The 17,881-nt window shown below is 70.6% G+C and carries 18 protein-coding genes; 6 read left to right on the top strand and 12 right to left on the bottom strand.

Features of this window, described 5'->3' with window-relative positions; genetic code table 11:
- Positions 1 to 64: 64 nt before the first annotated feature.
- The 3 genes from Vau01_RS55335 to Vau01_RS55325 form a co-directional block, all read right to left on the bottom strand.
- Positions 65 to 1,606, bottom strand: a complete 1,542-nt coding sequence (locus Vau01_RS55335; RefSeq protein ID WP_204010391.1) for a serine/threonine-protein kinase — start codon at positions 1,604 to 1,606, stop codon at positions 65 to 67.
- A 173-nt stretch (positions 1,607 to 1,779) separates the two neighbouring features.
- On the bottom strand, positions 1,780 to 3,051 hold the full coding sequence (locus Vau01_RS55330; RefSeq protein ID WP_308440528.1) for a molybdopterin-dependent oxidoreductase: 1,272 nt from the start codon (positions 3,049 to 3,051) through the stop codon (positions 1,780 to 1,782).
- A 262-nt stretch (positions 3,052 to 3,313) separates the two neighbouring features.
- Entirely contained in the window at positions 3,314 to 3,943 is a 630-nt protein-coding gene (locus Vau01_RS55325) for a fasciclin domain-containing protein (RefSeq protein ID WP_204010377.1), read from the bottom strand.
- 93 nt (positions 3,944 to 4,036) lie between these two features.
- Between Vau01_RS55325 and Vau01_RS55320 the strand changes: the two genes are divergently transcribed.
- The gene (locus tag Vau01_RS55320) at positions 4,037 to 4,765 is read left to right on the top strand and encodes a response regulator transcription factor (RefSeq protein WP_204010374.1); all 729 of its coding nucleotides are present in this window, start codon (positions 4,037 to 4,039) and stop codon (positions 4,763 to 4,765) included.
- A 92-nt stretch (positions 4,766 to 4,857) separates the two neighbouring features.
- Here the strand turns inward: Vau01_RS55320 and Vau01_RS55315 are convergent, their stop codons facing one another.
- Entirely contained in the window at positions 4,858 to 6,081 is a 1,224-nt protein-coding gene (locus Vau01_RS55315) for a cation:proton antiporter domain-containing protein (RefSeq protein WP_204010371.1), read from the bottom strand.
- 146 nt (positions 6,082 to 6,227) lie between these two features.
- Between Vau01_RS55315 and Vau01_RS55310 the strand changes: the two genes are divergently transcribed.
- Complete coding sequence (locus tag Vau01_RS55310) at positions 6,228 to 6,623, top strand: DUF1330 domain-containing protein (protein WP_239152793.1); 396 nt, start codon at positions 6,228 to 6,230, stop codon at positions 6,621 to 6,623.
- 10 nt (positions 6,624 to 6,633) lie between these two features.
- Here Vau01_RS55310 and Vau01_RS55305 read toward each other — a convergent pair whose 3' ends face one another.
- Both Vau01_RS55305 and Vau01_RS55300 read right to left on the bottom strand, forming a co-directional pair.
- Positions 6,634 to 6,999: a hypothetical protein gene (locus Vau01_RS55305; RefSeq protein ID WP_204010357.1), complete on the bottom strand. Its 366-nt coding sequence runs from the start codon at positions 6,997 to 6,999 to the stop codon at positions 6,634 to 6,636.
- 76 nt (positions 7,000 to 7,075) lie between these two features.
- Positions 7,076 to 7,519: a CBS domain-containing protein gene (locus Vau01_RS55300; RefSeq protein ID WP_204010354.1), complete on the bottom strand. Its 444-nt coding sequence runs from the start codon at positions 7,517 to 7,519 to the stop codon at positions 7,076 to 7,078.
- Positions 7,520 to 7,709: 190 nt separating this feature from the next.
- Here Vau01_RS55300 and Vau01_RS55295 point away from each other — a divergent pair, with 190 nt between their 5' ends.
- The 3 genes from Vau01_RS55295 to Vau01_RS55285 all read left to right on the top strand — a co-directional run bounded on the left by Vau01_RS55295 (position 7,710) and on the right by Vau01_RS55285 (position 11,586).
- Positions 7,710 to 9,005, top strand: coding sequence for an ArsB/NhaD family transporter (locus Vau01_RS55295; RefSeq protein WP_204010353.1), 1,296 nt, complete (start codon positions 7,710 to 7,712; stop codon positions 9,003 to 9,005).
- Between the two features lie 90 nt (positions 9,006 to 9,095).
- Positions 9,096 to 10,325: a Na+/H+ antiporter NhaA gene (gene nhaA, locus Vau01_RS55290; protein ID WP_204010350.1), complete on the top strand. Its 1,230-nt coding sequence runs from the start codon at positions 9,096 to 9,098 to the stop codon at positions 10,323 to 10,325.
- A 136-nt stretch (positions 10,326 to 10,461) separates the two neighbouring features.
- Positions 10,462 to 11,586, top strand: a complete 1,125-nt coding sequence (locus Vau01_RS55285) for a PucR family transcriptional regulator (protein ID WP_204010347.1) — start codon at positions 10,462 to 10,464, stop codon at positions 11,584 to 11,586.
- Positions 11,587 to 11,660: 74 nt separating this feature from the next.
- On the opposite strand, the gene Vau01_RS55280 is transcribed toward Vau01_RS55285, so the two are convergent.
- The 3 genes from Vau01_RS55280 to Vau01_RS55270 form a co-directional block, all read right to left on the bottom strand.
- Entirely contained in the window at positions 11,661 to 11,909 is a 249-nt protein-coding gene (locus Vau01_RS55280; protein ID WP_204010344.1) for a hypothetical protein, read from the bottom strand.
- 109 nt (positions 11,910 to 12,018) lie between these two features.
- Positions 12,019 to 12,849, bottom strand: a complete 831-nt coding sequence (locus Vau01_RS55275; RefSeq protein ID WP_204010342.1) for a class II fructose-bisphosphate aldolase — start codon at positions 12,847 to 12,849, stop codon at positions 12,019 to 12,021.
- Positions 12,843 to 13,757: a 1-phosphofructokinase family hexose kinase gene (locus tag Vau01_RS55270; RefSeq protein ID WP_239152791.1), complete on the bottom strand. Its 915-nt coding sequence runs from the start codon at positions 13,755 to 13,757 to the stop codon at positions 12,843 to 12,845. The genes Vau01_RS55275 and Vau01_RS55270 overlap by 7 nt, the downstream gene beginning before the upstream one ends.
- Positions 13,758 to 13,817: 60 nt before the next feature.
- Between Vau01_RS55270 and Vau01_RS55265 the strand changes: the two genes are divergently transcribed.
- Positions 13,818 to 14,771, top strand: a complete 954-nt coding sequence (locus tag Vau01_RS55265) for a carbohydrate kinase family protein (protein ID WP_204010340.1) — start codon at positions 13,818 to 13,820, stop codon at positions 14,769 to 14,771.
- Here Vau01_RS55265 and Vau01_RS55260 read toward each other — a convergent pair.
- From Vau01_RS55260 to Vau01_RS55250, 3 genes are read right to left on the bottom strand one after another with little or no spacing between them, the layout of a single operon-like run.
- Positions 14,752 to 15,570, bottom strand: a complete 819-nt coding sequence (locus tag Vau01_RS55260) for a carbohydrate ABC transporter permease (RefSeq protein WP_204010338.1) — start codon at positions 15,568 to 15,570, stop codon at positions 14,752 to 14,754. The two genes, Vau01_RS55265 and Vau01_RS55260, sit on opposite strands and share 20 nt — an antisense overlap.
- A complete protein-coding gene (locus Vau01_RS55255) occupies positions 15,570 to 16,535 on the bottom strand; it encodes a carbohydrate ABC transporter permease (protein ID WP_204010337.1) in 966 nt (321 codons plus the stop codon). The genes Vau01_RS55260 and Vau01_RS55255 overlap by 1 nt, the downstream gene beginning before the upstream one ends.
- Positions 16,532 to 17,848, bottom strand: coding sequence for an ABC transporter substrate-binding protein (locus Vau01_RS55250; RefSeq protein WP_204010336.1), 1,317 nt, complete (start codon positions 17,846 to 17,848; stop codon positions 16,532 to 16,534). Before Vau01_RS55250 ends, Vau01_RS55255 begins: the two co-directional genes overlap by 4 nt.
- Positions 17,849 to 17,881 lie beyond the last annotated feature (33 nt).

Raw genomic sequence — 17,881 nt, 5'->3', positions numbered from 1 at the left:
GCGGTCCACCGAACGGCTTGGTGACTCTGCCCCAAAAGATGAATTGACTTTCCGTAGATCTTGGTTAGCGCGCAGTGAAGCTGACGGCGACGGTGCGGAGGTTGGGTTCGTTGAGTGCCCACTCGTAGTCACGTGTCGTCCACGCGAAGGTGAACCCGGCGCCGGTCGACGCGATGAACAACCGGCGGAGGGTCTGTTCGCGGTGGCCGTCGCCGGAGGTCCAGGTGAACGTCCAGTCGGCGCCGCCGCGTTGGTAGATGACCGGTTCTATGCCGATGCCCCGGTAGCCGTTGCGGTCCGCCATCTGCTGTTCCTCGTTGCGCCAGTAGCCGACCGGATCGGCCGTCGGTGCGGCCGGGGCGATCCTGAGGCTCCGGCCGCCGTCCGGATCACGGAAGCACACGGCACCACCGACTCCGCCCTCCGTGCCGCGGATCCAGCCGATCGGGACACCGACCTGGAAGCCGGTCGGGTCGGTGTACCACCGCCATCCCGTCGGCAGCGCCGTCGGCCCCGGAACGACGTCGTCCGATGGTCCGGAGGACGCGACCGGGCACGAGGCTGCCTCCGACGCCGTGGCCCCGCCCGGCTTGAACGTCGCCTCCGTCGACGGGCGGCTGCCGGCGAACGCCGACACCCCCACCGTCGCGACCAGAGCGGCACCGAGAGCGGCGACGACGATCCGGTTACGGGTCCGGCCCAGGGCCGCGAGCCGTGGCCGCTGCACAGGTTCGGCGACGGTCGGTGCGGGCCCCACAACCGGCTCGGCCGTCGGCGACATGATGCGAAATGCCACGCCCGCCGCCCGGAGCATCCGCGCCGCGTCGGTGGCGTTCGCCCGTTTGGCCGGATCGCGTTGCAGCAGACCGGCGATGGCCGGCCGGAGCGGGCCGGCCAGAAGCATCGGGTCCGGGTCGTCGTCGGCGACCGCGGCCAGGATGTCCATGGCGGTGTCGCGGGAGTACGGCGGCCGGCCCTCGACCGCCGCGTACAGGGTCGCCCCGAGCGACCACAGGTCCGCTGCGGCCGTGGACACACCGTGCCGGGCCCGTTCCGGCGCGACGTACTGCGGCGTGCCGATCACCATGTCGGTCCGGGTCGAGGTGACGGCGTCCTTGAACACCGCGACGCCGAAGTCGGTGAGCACGACCCGGCCGTCGGTGCCGATCAGGACGTTCTGCGGTTTGACGTCACGGTGCAGAACGCCCGCCCGGTGCGCCGCCACCAGTGCGGACAGCAGGCTCAACCCCAGTTCCGCGGCCGCGTCGGGGGCCATCGGCCCGGACTCGTCGAGAACGGCGTCGAGCGACCGCGACGGCACGTACTCCATCACGATCCACGGACGGCCGAGGTCGTGCAGCACGTCGAACACGGTCACCACGTGCCGGTGACTCAGCCGGGCGGCGATCCGGGCCTCCCGGACCGCGTGGCCGCGGAGTTTGGCCTGCTCGGCGTCGGGCATCCAGTACGGGGCGACGATCTCCTTCAACGCGACGTCGCGCTGCAGGATTTCGTCGCGGGCCAGCCAGACCCGGCCCATACTGCCGGAGCCGATCACCCCGAGTAGTCGGTAGCGGTTGACGATCAGATCGCCCGGATCGGCCATGAACTTCACCCCAAAGGCGTCACGAAAGGGAACGCCTTTCATTCGGAGCCACACCGTCACCCGGATTGGTGACCAATCCGAGCGGCCCCCGGCGCCGAACCACCGGGCATGGCCTTCGACGTCGAGAGCCACACGGTCTGCTGCCTACCCGACCTGCACGGCCGCCGCCGAACTCAGCCGGGCACGGTGACGGAGATGGTGTGCCAACCGGTGGCTCCGTCGGGGAAGGTGTCGGCGCGGGCTTCGGGTTGGACGGCGCCGCGGCCGTCGGTGGCGCGGACCCGGATCGTGTGCAGCCCGGGGGTGGCGTCCCAGCGGTAGGCCCACTGCCGCCACGTGTCCGGTGACGGCCCGTCGGCCAGCCGGGCGGGCTGCCACTGTCCACTGTCGACGGACACCTCGACCGCGCTGATCCCACGCCGTTGCGCCCAGGCGACGCCGGCGACCTGCACGGGGCCCGGCGCCACCGGCATGAGTGGTTTCGGCGTGTCGATCCGGGATGCGGCCTTCACCGGTGCCCGGGCGGACCAGCCGCGTTTCACCCAGTACGCGTCGAACGCGTCGAACCTGGTCACCTCCAGTTCCTTCAGCCATTTGCAGGCGCCGACATAGCCGTAAAGGCCGGGCACCAGCAGCCGCACCGGGAAGCCGTGCTCCAGCGGCAGCGGTTCGCCGTTCATGCCGACGACGAGCATCGCGTCGCGGCCGTCGAAGACCGCGTCCAGCGGGGTGCCGATGGTCATGCCGTCGGTGGAGCGGCTGACCAGTTGATCGGCGCCGGCGCGGACGCCGGCCTCGCGCAGCAGCGGGGCCAGCGGGACGCCGAGCCACCGCGCCGTGCCGACGTACGGGCCGCCGACCTCGTTGGACACGCAGTTGAGGGTGATGTCGCGTTCGCGCAGCGGCCGGCGCAGCAGGTCGTCGAGGGTGTACGTGGCCGGCCGGTCCACGTCGCCGCGCACGGTCAGCCGCCAGGTACGGGCGTCGATCTGGGGCACGGTCAGTGCGGTGTCGACCCGGTAGAAGTCCCGGTTGGCGGTCACGAACCGCGACACCCCGGTCGTGCCGGTCTCGACCCCGGCCGGGCGCACCGGGGCGGGGTCTGCCGGGGCGGGCAGCCGTACTCCGGCCCGCGAGCGGTCGCCGACGGCGTTCGTCCGGCCCAGCACCACCCCGCCGGCGCCGGTCCCCGCGGCCACGGCAGCGACTGCTCCGGTCGTCACCAGGAACTGGCGGCGGTTGACCAGCCGCGGCCGCGCGGCGTCCGTCGCGGTCGTCGTCCGGGAAAAGCGCAACTGGACCGCGAGCGCGCCCGCCGCGACGAGGCCGCCCACGACGGTGGGCAGGACATCGACCGGCTCCGACGCCGGCCGGCCGAGGACGGCCGCGACCCCGACGCCGACGAACGCGGCGAGGCCGGCGAACCCGACGACCCGACGCCGCACAGCAGCACGACCTTGTCGTGTGTACCGAACTGGCGGATCGCGAAGTCCTTCAGCGGGCGGGGTGTCGCGTCGATGACCGCCGACCCGACGGCCAGAACCGGCGCCGCCGACGGCCTTCGCTGCGCGGCCGCAACCACCTGGGCGACGCCCAACGCCACGCCGGCCGTCGGGAGCCCGACGACGGCGGCCCGGCCGGTCGCAGCGGTGATCCGGGTGAACCACCCCGGCCGGTACCGGACCGGCCGGGGTTCGACGACCGTCATCAGGACGGCATCAGGACGGTGTCGATGATGTACACCGTCGCGTTGGCGGTCAACACGTTGCCGCACACCACCGTGGCGTTGCCGACCATGAAGTCGGTGCCGCTGCCGGTCACCGTGACGGTGCCGCCCTGCAGCGTCTTGTGCGAGCCGGCGAGCTGCTCGGGCGACAGCTTGCCCGGCACCACGTGGAAGGTGAGGATCTTCGTCAGCGTGGCGTTGTCGGCCAGCACCTTGTCCAGATCGGCCTTCGGGATCTTCGCGAACGCGTCGTTGGTCGGCGCGAACACCGTCACACCCTGCGCGGAGTTGAGCGAGTCGACCAGGTTGGCCTTCTTCACCGCCGTCACCAGCGTGCTCAACACCGGGTTGCCGGAGGCGGCGGTTGCCACCGGCACCTTCGCCATCGCGTCGAAGCTGCCCGGATTCATCGGATCGGTCGGCACGGCGGCACAGCCGGCGCCGAACTGCTTGGCCATCATCCCCGCCGGCGGCGGCGCCGACGTCGACATCCCACCCGCGGGTGCGGCGGTGTCGCTGCTACTGCTGGTTCCACCGTCATCGCTGTTGCTGCACGCCGACAGCGCGAGAGCGCCGACCACGATGAGCGCGGCGAGCGTACGACGAGACATGTGCTGCTCCTCTGTTCATGGCACCGGCTCACGTCCACCGGATGCGTCACCAGAGATTCGGAGCGAAGATTGGTCCGGATTGGTCACTCTTTAGTGGCATTCATACACCCCGATGTCGGATCTGAGGCCTTCTTCAATCTGGCCCCATCCGCACCGACGACGGCTCCGAACCACAGCCATGCGCCACGCACCTATATCAAGATCGAAAAGGCCCTGCCGGTGATCCGGGTTCTCCTGCTCGAAGACGAGCACTGCCGCAACCGCGGTCTGGCGGGACTACTCGCCCGTGAACAGGGCATCGCCGTGATCGGCGCCGCCGACATCGACTCCGACCTGACCGCCGTGCCCGAGCTGCTTCCGCAGGTGGTCATCGTCAACTCCGACTACATGGTCAGCCAGATTCTCCCGGCCGCCGCCGACCTCCGAGCGGCCCTCCCGGCATGCGCAGTGATCGTCCTGTGCGACCCAACCAAACGGGGCATGCTGCCCTCACGCCGCCGCGCCGACTGGCTCAGCTACCTCGTCCGGGACATCCCTGTGCCGGCCCTCGCCGCCGTGATCGGACGGGCAGCGGCGGGCACCCGCGTCATCGACCCACGCCTGGAAGTCGCCGCGACCTGCACCGAGAAACCGGTCAGTACCCGCGAATGGGAAGTCCTCGGACTCGCCGCTCAGGGCGAGACCATCGCCGACATCGCCCACCGACTCTTCCTGTCCCTGGGCACCGTCCGGAATCACATCTCCGCCGTCATCACCAAAACCGGCGCCCGCAACCGCCTCGACGCCATCCGCATCGCCCGCAAAGACGGCTGGCTCCATTAAAGGTTGCGAACGGCTCGGACCATCCCACCGGCCGGCGCGGCGACGATCGTCGCGTGGCGGGCGGCGGCCGCCGCCACGGGGTAGGGCCCGGCTCATGATTCGCTTCTCCTGCGACGGTTGGTGACGGTGCGGCGCAGGACGCCGTGCCACTGCGGTGTCTCGTGTTCGTCGTCGAAGGCGCGCGCGACGACGACATCGGTCGACGAGTGCGCCAGGATCGACATCACGATCGTCAACGCCACCAGGTGGAAGATCTCGTCGGCCGCTCCGATCTGCGACTCCAGCACGATCAACCCGTAGACGACCGACGCGAAGCCCTTGGGCCCGAACCACATCGCCGCCGCCTGTTCTCGCATTCCCAGACCGCTGCGCAGGAACGACACCCACAAGGCGACCGGCCGCGCGACGACGATCGCCAGCACCGCGAAGACCCATCCGGTCCAGTGGATCTCGGTGAGGAACTCCCACGAGATCAGGGCACCGAACACCAGCAGGGCGGCCAGCTTCAACAGTTCGGCGATGTTCTCCCCGAAGTGCTCGAACGCCACCCGTTGCCGGGGGCCGAAACTGGCCACGGTGATACCGGCGGCGAACGCGGCCAGGAACAGGTTCGCGTGCGTCACCGTCCCCAACGCGAGAACCAGAAGACCGATGGCGAACCCGTTCAACGGCTCGTAGGCCACCGACGCCGCGAACCAGCGGGTCCGCTCCAGCAGGATCGCCGCTACCGGCACCACCACACCGATGACCAACCCCAGCACCACCTCGGTCGCCAGCTCACCGAGGTGCAGATCGTCGGATCCGGCCGCGACCGCGAGGAACACGATGACGAACGGCAACGCGAGCCCGTCGTTGACCCCGGACTCGACGTTGAGCAGATGCCGCAGCCGCGCCGGCACCTTGTCGTTTCCGACCAGGGCGGCGGCGAACACCGGGTCGGTCGGCGCCAGGATCGCGCCGATCAGCAACGCCTCCGGCCAGTCCAGCCCCGCCACGAAATACGCCAGGCCGGCTGTCACCAGCAGGGTCAGCGGCAGGCCCCACCCCAGCGCCCGGCCGGGCAACCGCCACGCCGACCGGAGGTCGGCCCAGCCGACCCGCATCCCGTCGGTGAACAGCACCGCGAACAGCGCCAGCTCCGCCAGCGTCGCCACGATGGACGAGTCGGCGTCCAGGTCCAGCACACCGGTCGTCTCCTTACCGAGTACGAACCCGGCGACGAGGAACACGACCGCGGTGGACAGGATCGTCCGGTGCGCGAGCGCCGAGACGAGAACGGCGACGAGCAGAACGGCGGCGAAGGCCAGCAACAGCATCGGTACACTCCCGGGCACGGTGGACGCGTTGCCGACCAGACTTCCCGGCGCACCTGAACAAGCCGCCACATTGTAGCCACGCAGCCGATCCGGCGCCGCCCGGATTCCCGTGGCTGGTGGCAGACTGCGACGCCTGTCCGCACCCGGTGTGGTCCCCGGTAGACCCCACCGGCAAGGATCTGGCCGACTTCCTGGCCGGCGACCCGGACAGTCCCGTGGTGATGCTCAACCTGCTCCGGTTCGCCGAGGGCGGCCGGGAGAACTACGCGCGGTATGTGCGGGCGTTCCGGGAGACGTTCGCGCCACGCTACGGGGTCGAGGTCGTGTACGCGGGCGACGGCGACACGGCGCTGGTGGCCGAAGACGGCCAGCAGGGGGACGCCGTCCTGCTCGTGCGGTACCCGTCACGACAGGCGTTCAGCCGCATGGTCGCCGACCCCGAGTACCAGCAGATCACCCACCTGCGCACGCAGGCGCTGAGCGAGGCGGTCCTGCAACCGACGGTTCCCTGGGGCAACCGGGGCCCGCGCCCACCCGCCTGACGCGCATCCCTCATGCCCGCGGGCGTAGCCAACGCTGCCCGCGGCCGAGCAGCGCGGCGAACCCGATCGGGATCCAGTACGCCATCAGATCACCGACCGGCACCACCCCGGCGCCGACGGTGGTGCTGAGACCGTCGAAGACGAGTATCGCCGCCGCCGTAGTCACCAGGACCGCCACCCGATCGGCCGTCTTGGCGGCGAAGACACCGGCGAAAAGCGCCAGGACCAGCAGCCACGCGTGGAAGGTCCGCGGAGGCCACACCCACGACGCGAGACCGCCGACGATGATCGCCCCGACGCAGCCGAAGCCGCTCACCGCGACGGTCGGCAACCGCCGCTGGTCCGGCGGGCAGCACGGGGGCGGAGACGTGGTCATGCCGGGTCCCCACTCCGTGGTGACCCGCCCTGACCGGGAGGGCTCCGCTTGATGATGCCCTCGCACGAGTGCTCGGTCATGTGCCGAGCATCCGGTCGAGCAGAGCGTCGAGGGTGATGGCGCCGAGCATGTCCCCACCACCGACGACAGCGACCAGCGGGCTGCGGGCGCGGGCCATGAGCGCCGCGATCTCCAGGACCGTGGCCTTAGGGTCGACGACGGGGAGTTCACCGTGCTTGTCGGGCAGGCACTGCTCAACGGTGCGGTCGGCGAGGTCGCTGAGGAACCGGTCGGCGTGGTCCTCGTCGATGACCCGGGCCAGGGCGGGGTCATCGATGCAGTACCGGGGGATGGCCATCCGTAGCACCTGGGTGCCGGCGAGCACGGTCGTCGGGTGGCCACGGCGGTCGACGACGATCAGGCCGGGCAGGTCGCTGCCGGCCAACAGCCGTGCGGCCTCCAACGCCGAAGTGTCCAACCCGACGGTGGGAAACGGGGCGGCGAGGTCGCGTGCCCGCATGATGTCCTCCGGTTCCTCAATAGCTCAGACCAGGATGACGTAGCGCAGCCACAGATACGGTACGACGGGGTGCGGTAGGGTGACGACCGGTGTGCCGGGAAGCCTGGTCGGCGTCGTACCGAACCATGTCGACGCTTGAGGAGGCCACCGCAATGATCCCGGGCACGGTACCCCTTCGGGTGTCCGTCACGTGACCACCCTGGCCTGGGTGGCCGTGGCTGTGTTCGTCGCCGCTTACGTCCTGATCGCCACCGAGAAGGTGCACCGCGTCACCGCGTCCCTTGGTGGAGCGGCGGTGATGCTGCTCATCGGCGCCAGCGACGCGGAGCACGCGTTCTTCTCGGAGGAGTCCGGGATCGACTGGAACGTCATCGTCCTGCTGCTGGGCATGATGCTCATCGTCGCCGTCCTCAAACGCACCGGACTCTTCGAGTACATCGCGATCTGGGCGGCGAAACGCGCCCGCGGCCGACCGTTCCGCGTCATGGTGATCCTGGTCCTCGTCACCGCAATCGCATCTGCCGCACTGGACAACGTCACCACCGTGCTGCTCATCGCCCCCGTGACATTCCTGGTCTGCGACCGCCTCGGCGTGCCCGTGGTGCCGTTCCTGATCGCCGAGGTCCTCGCCTCCAACATCGGCGGCACCGCCACCCTCATCGGCGACCCACCCAACATCATCATCGCCAGCCGGTCCGGCCTCACCTTCAACGACTTCCTGTCCGTCCTCACCCCGTTCATCGCCCTGGTGGTCGTGGTCTTCCTCGGGCTGTGCCGGTGGCTGTTCCGCAGTGCGTTCCGGTACGACCCGCTCCGCGCCGAAGAAGTGATGGCACTGCGGGAACGCGACGCGATCCGCGACCCACGGCTGGTCGTGATCAGCCTCGCCGTGCTCACGGCGGTCCTGACGGCGTTCGCCCTACACACCGTCCTGCACACCGAACCGGCAACGGTGGCGATCCTCGGCGGGCTGCTGCTGCTCGCCCTGTCCCGCCTCGACGCCACCGACATCGCCAAAGACGTCGAGTGGCCCACGCTGGTGTTCTTCACCGGCCTGTTCATCATGGTCGGCGCCCTGGTCAACACCGGCGTCATCGACACCCTCGCCCACGCGGCCGTCGACGCCACCGGCGGGCGGCTGTGGCTGACCTCCATGCTGCTGCTGTGGGCCTCCGCATGCCTGTCCGCGATCGTGGACAACATCCCTTACGTGGCAACGATGAGCCCGATCGTCGACGAACTCGTCGACGCATCCGGCGGCCTCGACCGGGCCCAGGTGCTGTGGTGGGCCCTCGCGATCGGCGCCGACCTCGGCGGGAACGCCACCGCCATCGGCGCCTCCGCGAACGTCGTCGTCCTCGGCATCGCCGACCGCGCCGGACACCGCATCACATTCTGGCAGTTCACCAGGTACGGCCTCGTCGTCACCGTCATCTCGATCGCGTTGGCCGTGCCCTACCTGTGGTTGCGCTTCTTCGCCTTCTGACCCGCACCGTTGCCGGTAAGCTCGGTCGAGGAGCGCCGGGAAGCCTGGTCGGCAACGTTGCTCATGCTGTGCCGATCCGGAAGGCCTCTCGTGGCTCGCAGCCCATTTCGCCGTCGCCCGAACAGCCCGAGTCGGGCCGGTAAACGGATCGACGCGCTCGCCGCGTTCCTCCGTCAAGAGACCTCCGGCGGCAAGCTGTTACTGCTCGCGACCGCCGCCGCCCTCCTGTGGGCGAACCTGGCCGGCGGCTCCTACGAGGCCGTCTGGCAGGCACGGCTCGCCGTCGGTCCGGACTGGCTCCACCTCGACCTGTCCCTGGCCGGATGGGTCGCCGACGGTCTGCTCGCCGTCTTCTTCTTCGTCGCCGGCCTGGAGGTCAAACGGGAACTCACGGTCGGCGAACTCGCAGGGTGGCGCGCCGCGGCGTTGCCCCTGGCGGCCGCGGCCGGCGGCATGATGCTGCCGGCCTGCCTCGCCGTGATCGCGTCCCGCGGCGCCGCGGCGCATGGCGGAGCATGGGCCATCCCGGTCGCCACCGACATCGCGTTCGCGCTGGGCGTGCTGGCCCTGGCCGGGTCGGCCCTGCCGTCCGGCGTCCGGGTGCTGCTGCTGTCCATGGCGGTGATCGACGATCTCGGCGCGATCGCCCTGATCGCCGTGCTTTTCACCCACGACCTGAGCCTCATGTGGCTGGCCGGCGGCGCCGCGCTGTGCTGCGTCTACGGATGGGCACAGCGACGCCGCTACAACCACCCGTGGCTGATCGTGCCTGTCGCGGTCGCCGCCTGGGTGTGCATCCACGCCAGTGGAGTCCACGCGACGGTCGCCGGAATCGCCCTCGGCCTGCTCACCCCGGTCCGGGCCGTCGGCAACGAGACCAGAGCGCCCGGCGAACGTCTGGAGCGGCGGCTGCACCCGGTGTCGGCCGGGTTCATCGTTCCCGCGTTCGCTCTCGCCGCCGCGGGAATCCCGTTGGCGTCCGTGACCGACGCCGTCACGGATCCGGTCTCCCATGGCGTCGTCATGGGACTGCTCGTCGGGAAGACGGTCGGGATCTTCGGCGGTGCATGGCTGGCGGTGCGGCTACGGTTCGGCTCCCTTCCCGCCGGGGTCGGCTGGAGCGATGTTCTGCCGGTGGCGGTGCTGGGCGGAATCGGCTACACGGTCAGCCTGCTCATCGCCGAGTTGGCCTTCGCCGACGTCGACGCTCAACGGCGAGCGGCCACCGCCGTCCTCGCCGCGTCGCTCGCCGCGTCCGTGATCGCCGTGGTCCTGCTCCGCCGCCGCGCCGGTAGCCACCACGCACGGAGAGACCCCTGACCGGGGGAACGGTCCCCTCGGCGGTGGCCTCGCCGGCACAGGCCGATCGCCGCGGTGCGGGTAGGCTGACGGGTGGAGCGCCGGGAAGTCTGGTCGGCAACAGATGTCATGCTGTGCCGATCCGGAAGGTCATCCTGTGGTTCGCGACTGGTATCCCGCACGACGCACCCACCCGCAGCGCGCCGACATCGGCTTTCTCGACGGCTATGTCGACATCGTGCTGGCCGTGGCCCGCACCGGACGCCGGTTGACCCGAAAGGAACGGGACGATCGCCGCCTCCTCGGCCGGCGTGCCGCAGAAGGCAACGTTCCACTCAGCACCCTGGTCGACGGGTACCTCGGCGCGACCCGGCGGGCGTGGAGCAACCTGTGCGACACCGCACCGACCGGGGGCCACGACGTCACCGCGGCCATTCTGCGAGCCGCCAACGACGCGATCGTCGCGCTCGCCCATGGCTACGACGACGCCCACCGCTCCGCGATCCGCGCCGAGGAGGCGCTGCGCCGCGAGTTCATCGACGACCTGCTCCACGGCACCGATCCCGGCCGGCTCGCGGAGCGCGCCGGCCGGTACGGACTGCAACTCGCCGGACACCACATCGTGGCCGTCGTCCGGGACGGCCCTGCCTTCACCGACACCGACACCCGCACCGGCGCCCTTGCCGAATCGGTGCGGAGGCGGCTGGACCCAACCGGAGTCCTGGTGACAACCAAGGAGGGATTGCTCGTGTGCGTGGTCGAGGGCAGCGACAGCGCCGCCCTGCACGAACACGTCAGCGCCGCGCTGGGCCGTGAGCGTCCCGGCACGATCGGTGTCGGCCGGCCACATCCCGGGCCGGGAGGCATCGCGCACTCCTACGACGACGCACGAACGGCCCTGGACCTCACCGGCCACCTCGGCATCTCGGCCCAGCGCCTCCTCGGTGCCGACCTGCTCGTCTACCAGGTCCTCGGACGTGACCGCGCCGCCATCGTCGAACTCGTCCAAACGGTCCTCGTGCCGCTGCAACACGCCCGTGGTGGCGCCGAACCCCTCCTCGACACCCTGACCGCCTACTTCCACGCCGGCAACGCGACCGCGGCCGCCCGCGCATTGCATCTCAGCGTGCGGGCCCTGACCTATCGCCTGGCGCGCATCCACCGCCTCACCGGATACGACCCCGCCACTCCCGAACACCGCTACACCCTCGAAACCGCCGTCCTCGGCGCACGTCTACTCGGCTGGCCGGCAACCCAACTACGCACACCGAACCAGGGGTGACACGCCGTCGCTGAGAAGGCGCGACGCCGCTCACAGGGTACCCCAATGATCATGACGACTGCGGTACGTCGCGTCTACGAACGGCTCCCGGTGGCCTGAAACGACCGCAACGCGAAGCAGTACGCGGCCCTGTTCGCCACCGACGCCGCGCGCATCCGGGAGATCCGCGAACTCGGATGGCGCGTCGCCAGTTCCAGAACACCCCGGCGCGTTACGACAGACGGCCGGCAGACCTCGGCCTTGTGGGCTGGAGCTGCGTCCGCGAGGACGGCCAGGATGTCGCCGAGCTCGCCGACCAGGGTCGCGATCTCCTCGGCGGTCATCCGCCGGCTGCTCTTGCCGGGGCTCGTGCCGCTCAGTAGTGCTTTCGCCGCTGTCCGCTCGACCCACCGGTGGACCACGGGCGTCCAGGGGCGAAGGGACGTCTCACAATCAGGCCAGCACGCGCAGCAGGTGCGCCACGGCGGTCGCCATGTCGGAGCGGGCCGCGGACAGGTACGGGCGGGGGTCGACAAGCGTCGCGCGCGCGTCCAGGGTTGCCCGCACGGCGCCGGTGAAGGCCTTGTTCAGCGCCGTCCCGATGTTGATTTTGACCATGCCGGCGCCGATCGCCGCGACCAGTTCGTCGTCGGAGACGCCGGAGGAGCCGTGCAGGACGAGCGGAACGGGCACCGCGTCGCGCAGGCGCCGGATCAGGTCGTGGTCGAGCCGCGCGGTCCGGGTGGTCATCGCGTGCGACGACCCCACCGCCACGGCGAGCGCGTCGACGCCCGTCGCCTCGACGTATCGGGCCGCGTCGTCGGGATCGGTGCGCACGCCCGGTGCGTGCGCACCGTCCTTCCCGCCGACCTCGCCGAGTTCGCTCTCCACCCACAGGCCGGTGGCGTGGCAGCGGCGGGTCGCGGCGGCGGTCGCGGCGACGTTGTCGGCGAACTTCCGCGCGGAGGCGTCGTACATCACCGAGCCGAACCCGTTGGCGCTGGCCTGATCGAGCAGTTCGTCGTCGGTCACGTGGTCGAGGTGGGTCGCGACGGGAACCGTCGCGAGTTCGGCGATCGACCGCGCGGCCGCGGCGATCGGACCGAGCCGGTTGTGGTGGAAGCGGACCGCGTTCTCGCTGATCTGCAGGATCACCGCCAGCCCGGCCTCCTCCGCGCCGGAGACGATGGCCTCGGCGTGCTCGACGGTGATGACGTTGAACGCGCCGACGCCCGCGCCGCGCGTGCGGGCGGCGGCGACGAGTTCGCCCGTGGGCACTAACATGCGGACCCCTGACTGAACGGTGTGACGGTGACGGCGGGGCGCAGCCGCCGGTAGAGCGCGGCGTCCACGGATCCGGCCACCGGTGCGGCGACGGCCGCCGCGGACAGGGCGACGGCGTCGGCAAGCCGGTCCGGCCAGGGTGTGCCGTCGCGAAGCCCGCGGGCGAGCGCCGCGGCGCACGCGTCGCCGGCGCCGGTCGGGTTGCCGGCAACCACCTCGGGCGGGACCGCCCGCCAGGCCCCGGTGCCAGTGAGCGCGAGCAGGCCGCGCGGCCCGTCGGAGACCACGACCGCCCGGGCGCCGGCCCGGAGCACCGCCGCCGCCGCGGCCGGTGTGTCGGAACCGGGTTCCAGCGCGCGCAGCTCGGCGACGTTGGGCTTGGCGAGATCCGGCCCGGCCGCCACGCCGTGGCGCAATGCGTCGCCGCCGGCGTCGAGCAGCGTGGTCACGCCGCGCCGCGCCGCGATGCGGACCAGCGTCGCGTAGGCGTCCTGGGGTAGGCCGGGCGGGAGGGAACCGGACAGCACCACGACCGCCACGCCGTCGAGCAGATCCTCGTACCGGGTCCGGAACGCGTCCCACTCCCCTGCGGTGATCGTCGGACCCGGCTCCCACAGCCCGGTGGCGTCGGCCGGGTCGACCACGACGACGGTTCGGCGCGTCTCGGCCCCGATGGCGACGAAGTCGGCCCGGACCCCGTCGGCCGCCAGCAGGTCGGCGACGCGGGCACCGGTGGCGCCGCCGAGCAACCCGGTTGCGACGACCGTCTCACCGGCGGCGTGCAGGACCCGGGCGACGTTGATGCCCTTGCCACCGGCCCGCTCCAGCACAGTGTGGACACGGTTGGTGGCGTGCTGCACCATTTCGTCCACCGTGTAGGTGAGATCGAGCGCCGGATTCAGCGTCACAGCGAGAATCAAACACATTCGAACTGCCTATGATGTCCATATGAACATGCCGGCGATGCGATGACGACCACGGTCGACGTGCTCGTGGTCGGTGACGCCAATCCCGATCTGGTGCTGCGCGGCGATGTGCGGCCACGGTTCTCGCAGGCGGAGCAGTTGCTCACCACCGCCGACCTGGTGCTCGGCGGTTCGGCCGCCATCACCGCCGCCGGCTGTGCCCGCCTGGGGCTGCGTACCCGGCTGATCGCGGCGCTCGGCGACGACATGTTCGGCGCGTTCACCCGCGACCGGCTGACCGGGCGCGGCGTGGCACTGCGGACGCCGGAGCGCGCGGGCGCCGTGCCCACCGGGCTCAGCGTGATTCTGTCCACAATGGACGATCGGGCCATCCTCACGCTGCCCGGCACCATCGCGGCGCTGGAACCGGCCGACGTCACCGACGCCGACCTCGCCGCCGCGCGGCATCTGCACGTCGCGTCGCTGTACCTGCAACCCCGGCTCGCTGCCGGCGTGGCGGATCTGTTCGCGCGCGCACGGGCACTGGGTGTGGGTACCTCGCTCGACACCAACTGGGACCCCAGCGGCCGGTGGGAGTCGATCGGCCCGATCCTCGCGGTCACCGACGTGTTCCTGCCCAACCGGGCCGAACTGCTCGCGGTCGCCGGTGAGTCCACTGTGGACGCCGCGGCGGCGCGGCTCTGCGCGTCCGGTACCACGGTGGTCCTGAAGGACGGCGCGCGCGGAGCGCGCGCCTGGTGGCCCGGCGGTTCCTGCGCCGCGCCCGGCCTCGCCGTCGACGTGGTCGACACCGTCGGCGCCGGCGACAGCTTCAACGCCGGCTTCCTCGCCGCCCGGCTCGGCGCCGCCGGGACCGGTGACACCGCGATGGCCGCGGCCGTCGCGTGGGCGGCCGTGGCCGGTTCGCTCAGCACCCGCGCGGTCGGCGGCACCGACGCACAGGCGACGACGGCCGAGATCCAGGCGGGCCTGGCGGTCACCCCTTCAACCCGGTGAACCGCATCGTCGCGACGAACCGCCGCTGCGCCACCAGGAACGCCAGGATCAGCGGCATGGTGGCGATGACGTTGCCGGCCATCAACTGTGACCACTCGGTGCGCCGGGTGCCCTGGAACGACGCCAGGCCGACCTGCAGGGTGAACCTGGTGTCGTCATTGATGGCCACCAACGGCCACAGCAGGTCGTTCCAGCTTGACAGCAGGGTGAAGACGGCCAGTGTCGCCAGCGCCGGCCGGGCCAGCGGCAGCACGATCCGCACGAACGTGCCGAACGGGCCGCACCCGTCCAGCCGCGCCGCCTCCTCCAGTTCCACCGGCAGCGACAGGAAGAACTGACGCATCAGGAAGATGCCGAACGCCGACGCGAGCCACGGCACGAACGCCGCCGCCAGCGTGTCGACGATCCCGATCTTGGCGAACATCAGGTACGTCGGGATCATCAGCAACTGGATCGGGATCATCACGGTCGCCACGACCGCGACGAACGCCACCCCGCGCCCGACGAACCGCAGCCGCGCGAAGCCGTACCCCGCGGTCGAGCACAACACCAGGTGCCCGATCACCGACACGCCGGACACCAGCACGGTGTTGAAGAACCAGCGGACGATGTGCGACTCGGACAGCAGTGCCCGGTACCCGTCCAGGTGGATGCCGCTCGGGATGAACCGCGGCGGGAACCGGTTGATCTCCCCGGCGCTCATGAACGAGGTGAGCACCATCTGCACGAGCGGCAGCACGAACAGCAGCGCCAGCGGCATCAGGAGCAGGTGCCAGGGGCTGAACGGCAACCGGCGCATCAGAACGCCTCCGATCCGCGGCGGCGGTTGTACCAGATGACCAGGCCGGTCAGCAGCATCGTCACCGCGAACAGCAGGTAGGCCGCGGCCGCGCCGTAGCCGAACCGGTGGCTGCGGAACGCGACCTCGTAGACGAAGTACACGATGGTCTGCGTGCTGTTCAACGGCCCGCCGCGGGTGGTCGTGTAGATGAGGTCGAACAGTTGCAGCGCGGTGATCGTCTGCCAGACCGCGAGGAACAACGTCACCGGACGCAGGTGCGGCAGCGTCACGTTGCGGAACGCCTGCCACGGCCCGGCACCGTCCACAGTGGCCGCTTCCACCAGTTCCTTCGGGACATCCTGCAACGCGGCCAGATACACCACCGCGGTGAACCCGATCGAGCCCCACAACGCGACCACGCACACCGTGGGCAGCGCCTGGCTCGGGCTCTCCAGGAACTTCTGCGCCGGCAACCCGAGCCGGCGCAGCCCGTCGTTGATGGCACCGAACTGCGGGTTGAACACGTACGAGGCGATGATCCCGGTGGTCGCGGCCGAGACCACGTACGGGACGAAGATGCATGTGCGGTAGAACGCGATGAAGCGGATGCGTTGATTGAGCGCGACCGCGACCAGAACACCGAGCACCAGCGACGCGGGCACGAACATCGCGGTCAGGGCCAGGCTGTGCCGCACCGCGGCGAGGAGATCAGGGTCGTCGACCATCCGCTGGTAGTTGGTCCAGCCGATGTCGCGCGCCGGTGCGATGCCGTTCCACCGGGTCCGGGAGATGAGGAACGCCCACACGGCCGGGAAGAGCGACAGCCCGACCACGACGGCCGTACCCGGCCCGACGAACGCCCACCCGGTCAGGGAGCGCCGGACCCGGACGCTACGCGGACGCCGGGCCGGGACGGCCGGGACCTTTTCAGGTCCCGGCGCGTGCCGTTTCCCATGCCGCGACGCCGCGAAGGTGAAGGTCACGAGTCTGCCAGCGCGCCGCGTGACTTGGCCGCCGCCTCGTCGAGCGCCTTCTTCGCACTCTCCGTGCCCTGCAGAACCTTGGCGATCGCGTCGCCGACGTTGCGCGACATCTCCTCGTACCCGGAGACGGTCGGCCGGGCCTGCTTGGCGTTGGCCAGGTTGTCGAAGAACTTCTGCCCGCCCGGGTACTCCTGGACGTAGCTGGCGAACTCGGGGGTGTCACGCTCGCTGGCCCGCAACGGCAGGTTGCCGAGCGCGAGGTTCCACTTCGCGTCGCCCTCCTTGCTCGTGAGCCACTTGATGAAGTCGCGGCTGGCGCCGGCGCGGTTGGCGTCCTCATGGTCGTAGAGCACCCACAGGTCGGGGCCGGACACCGTCTGGTGGTCGCCGTTGTAGCCGGGCAGCGCCGTCACACCGAATTCGAGACCCGCCTGGTTGGCTTCCAGCATCGCCCACGGTCCCGACAGCACCATGCCGATGTGGCCGTCGTTGAACAGCGGGAGGTAGCGCTCGTCGGTCTGGTCGAGGTACATCGACTTGTCGTCGACGGCCATCGCCCGGAACGTCTCCAGCGCCGCCACCCCGGCGTCGGAGTTGAACGCGGGCTTCTTGCCGTCGAGGATCTTCCCGCCGTGCTGCCACAGCAGCGGCCAGAGGTGCCAGGTGGTGTCCTCGCTGCCGGAGACGGAGTACGCCGTCCCGTACTGGCCCTTGCCCTGATCGGTGAGCTTCTTCGCGGCCGAGCGGAAGTCGTCCCACGACCAGTTGTCGGTGGGGTAGCCGAGCCCGGCGGCGTCGAACAGCTTCTTGTTGTAGAGGAGGGCGAGATTGTCGACGAGGGCGGGGAATCCGATGACCGTCCCCTTCGACGTCGCGGTCAGCCGGGCCGCCTCGGGCAGTTCCGACCAGCCGACCGACGGGTCCTCGACGTACTTGGTCAGGTTCTGGGTCTTGCCGCTGGCCTGGAGTTCGCCGGCCCAGCTGCCGTAGGCGTAGGAGATGTCCGGGTAGGTGTCGCTGGTGAATCCGGCCGAGAGCTTGGTGATCAGGTCGTCGGTGGTCGACGCGCCGGTGGAGGCCTTGATGGTGACGTTGGGGTGGGCCTTGGTGTACTCGGCTGCGAGCTTCTCGGCGAGCGTCTGCGCGTCCTCGGTCTGGCCGGTCCACCAGGTGAGGGTGACCTGCGCGGCCGGATCGTAGCCTTCGGCGGCGTCGCGGCCGTTGTCGTCGTCGGCGTCGCTGGTGCACCCGGCGACCGTCAGTAGGAGGGTGACCGCGCCCGCGAGCAGCGCCTGTCGTCGGGGCTTTCTCATCTCGCCACCTCGTTGTCGGGAGGGGTCTTTCGG

The organism is Virgisporangium aurantiacum, from assembly GCF_016863635.1.
Lineage (GTDB): Bacteria > Actinomycetota > Actinomycetes > Mycobacteriales > Micromonosporaceae > Virgisporangium > Virgisporangium aurantiacum.
This window is presented reverse-complemented; position numbering and strand designations above follow the sequence as displayed.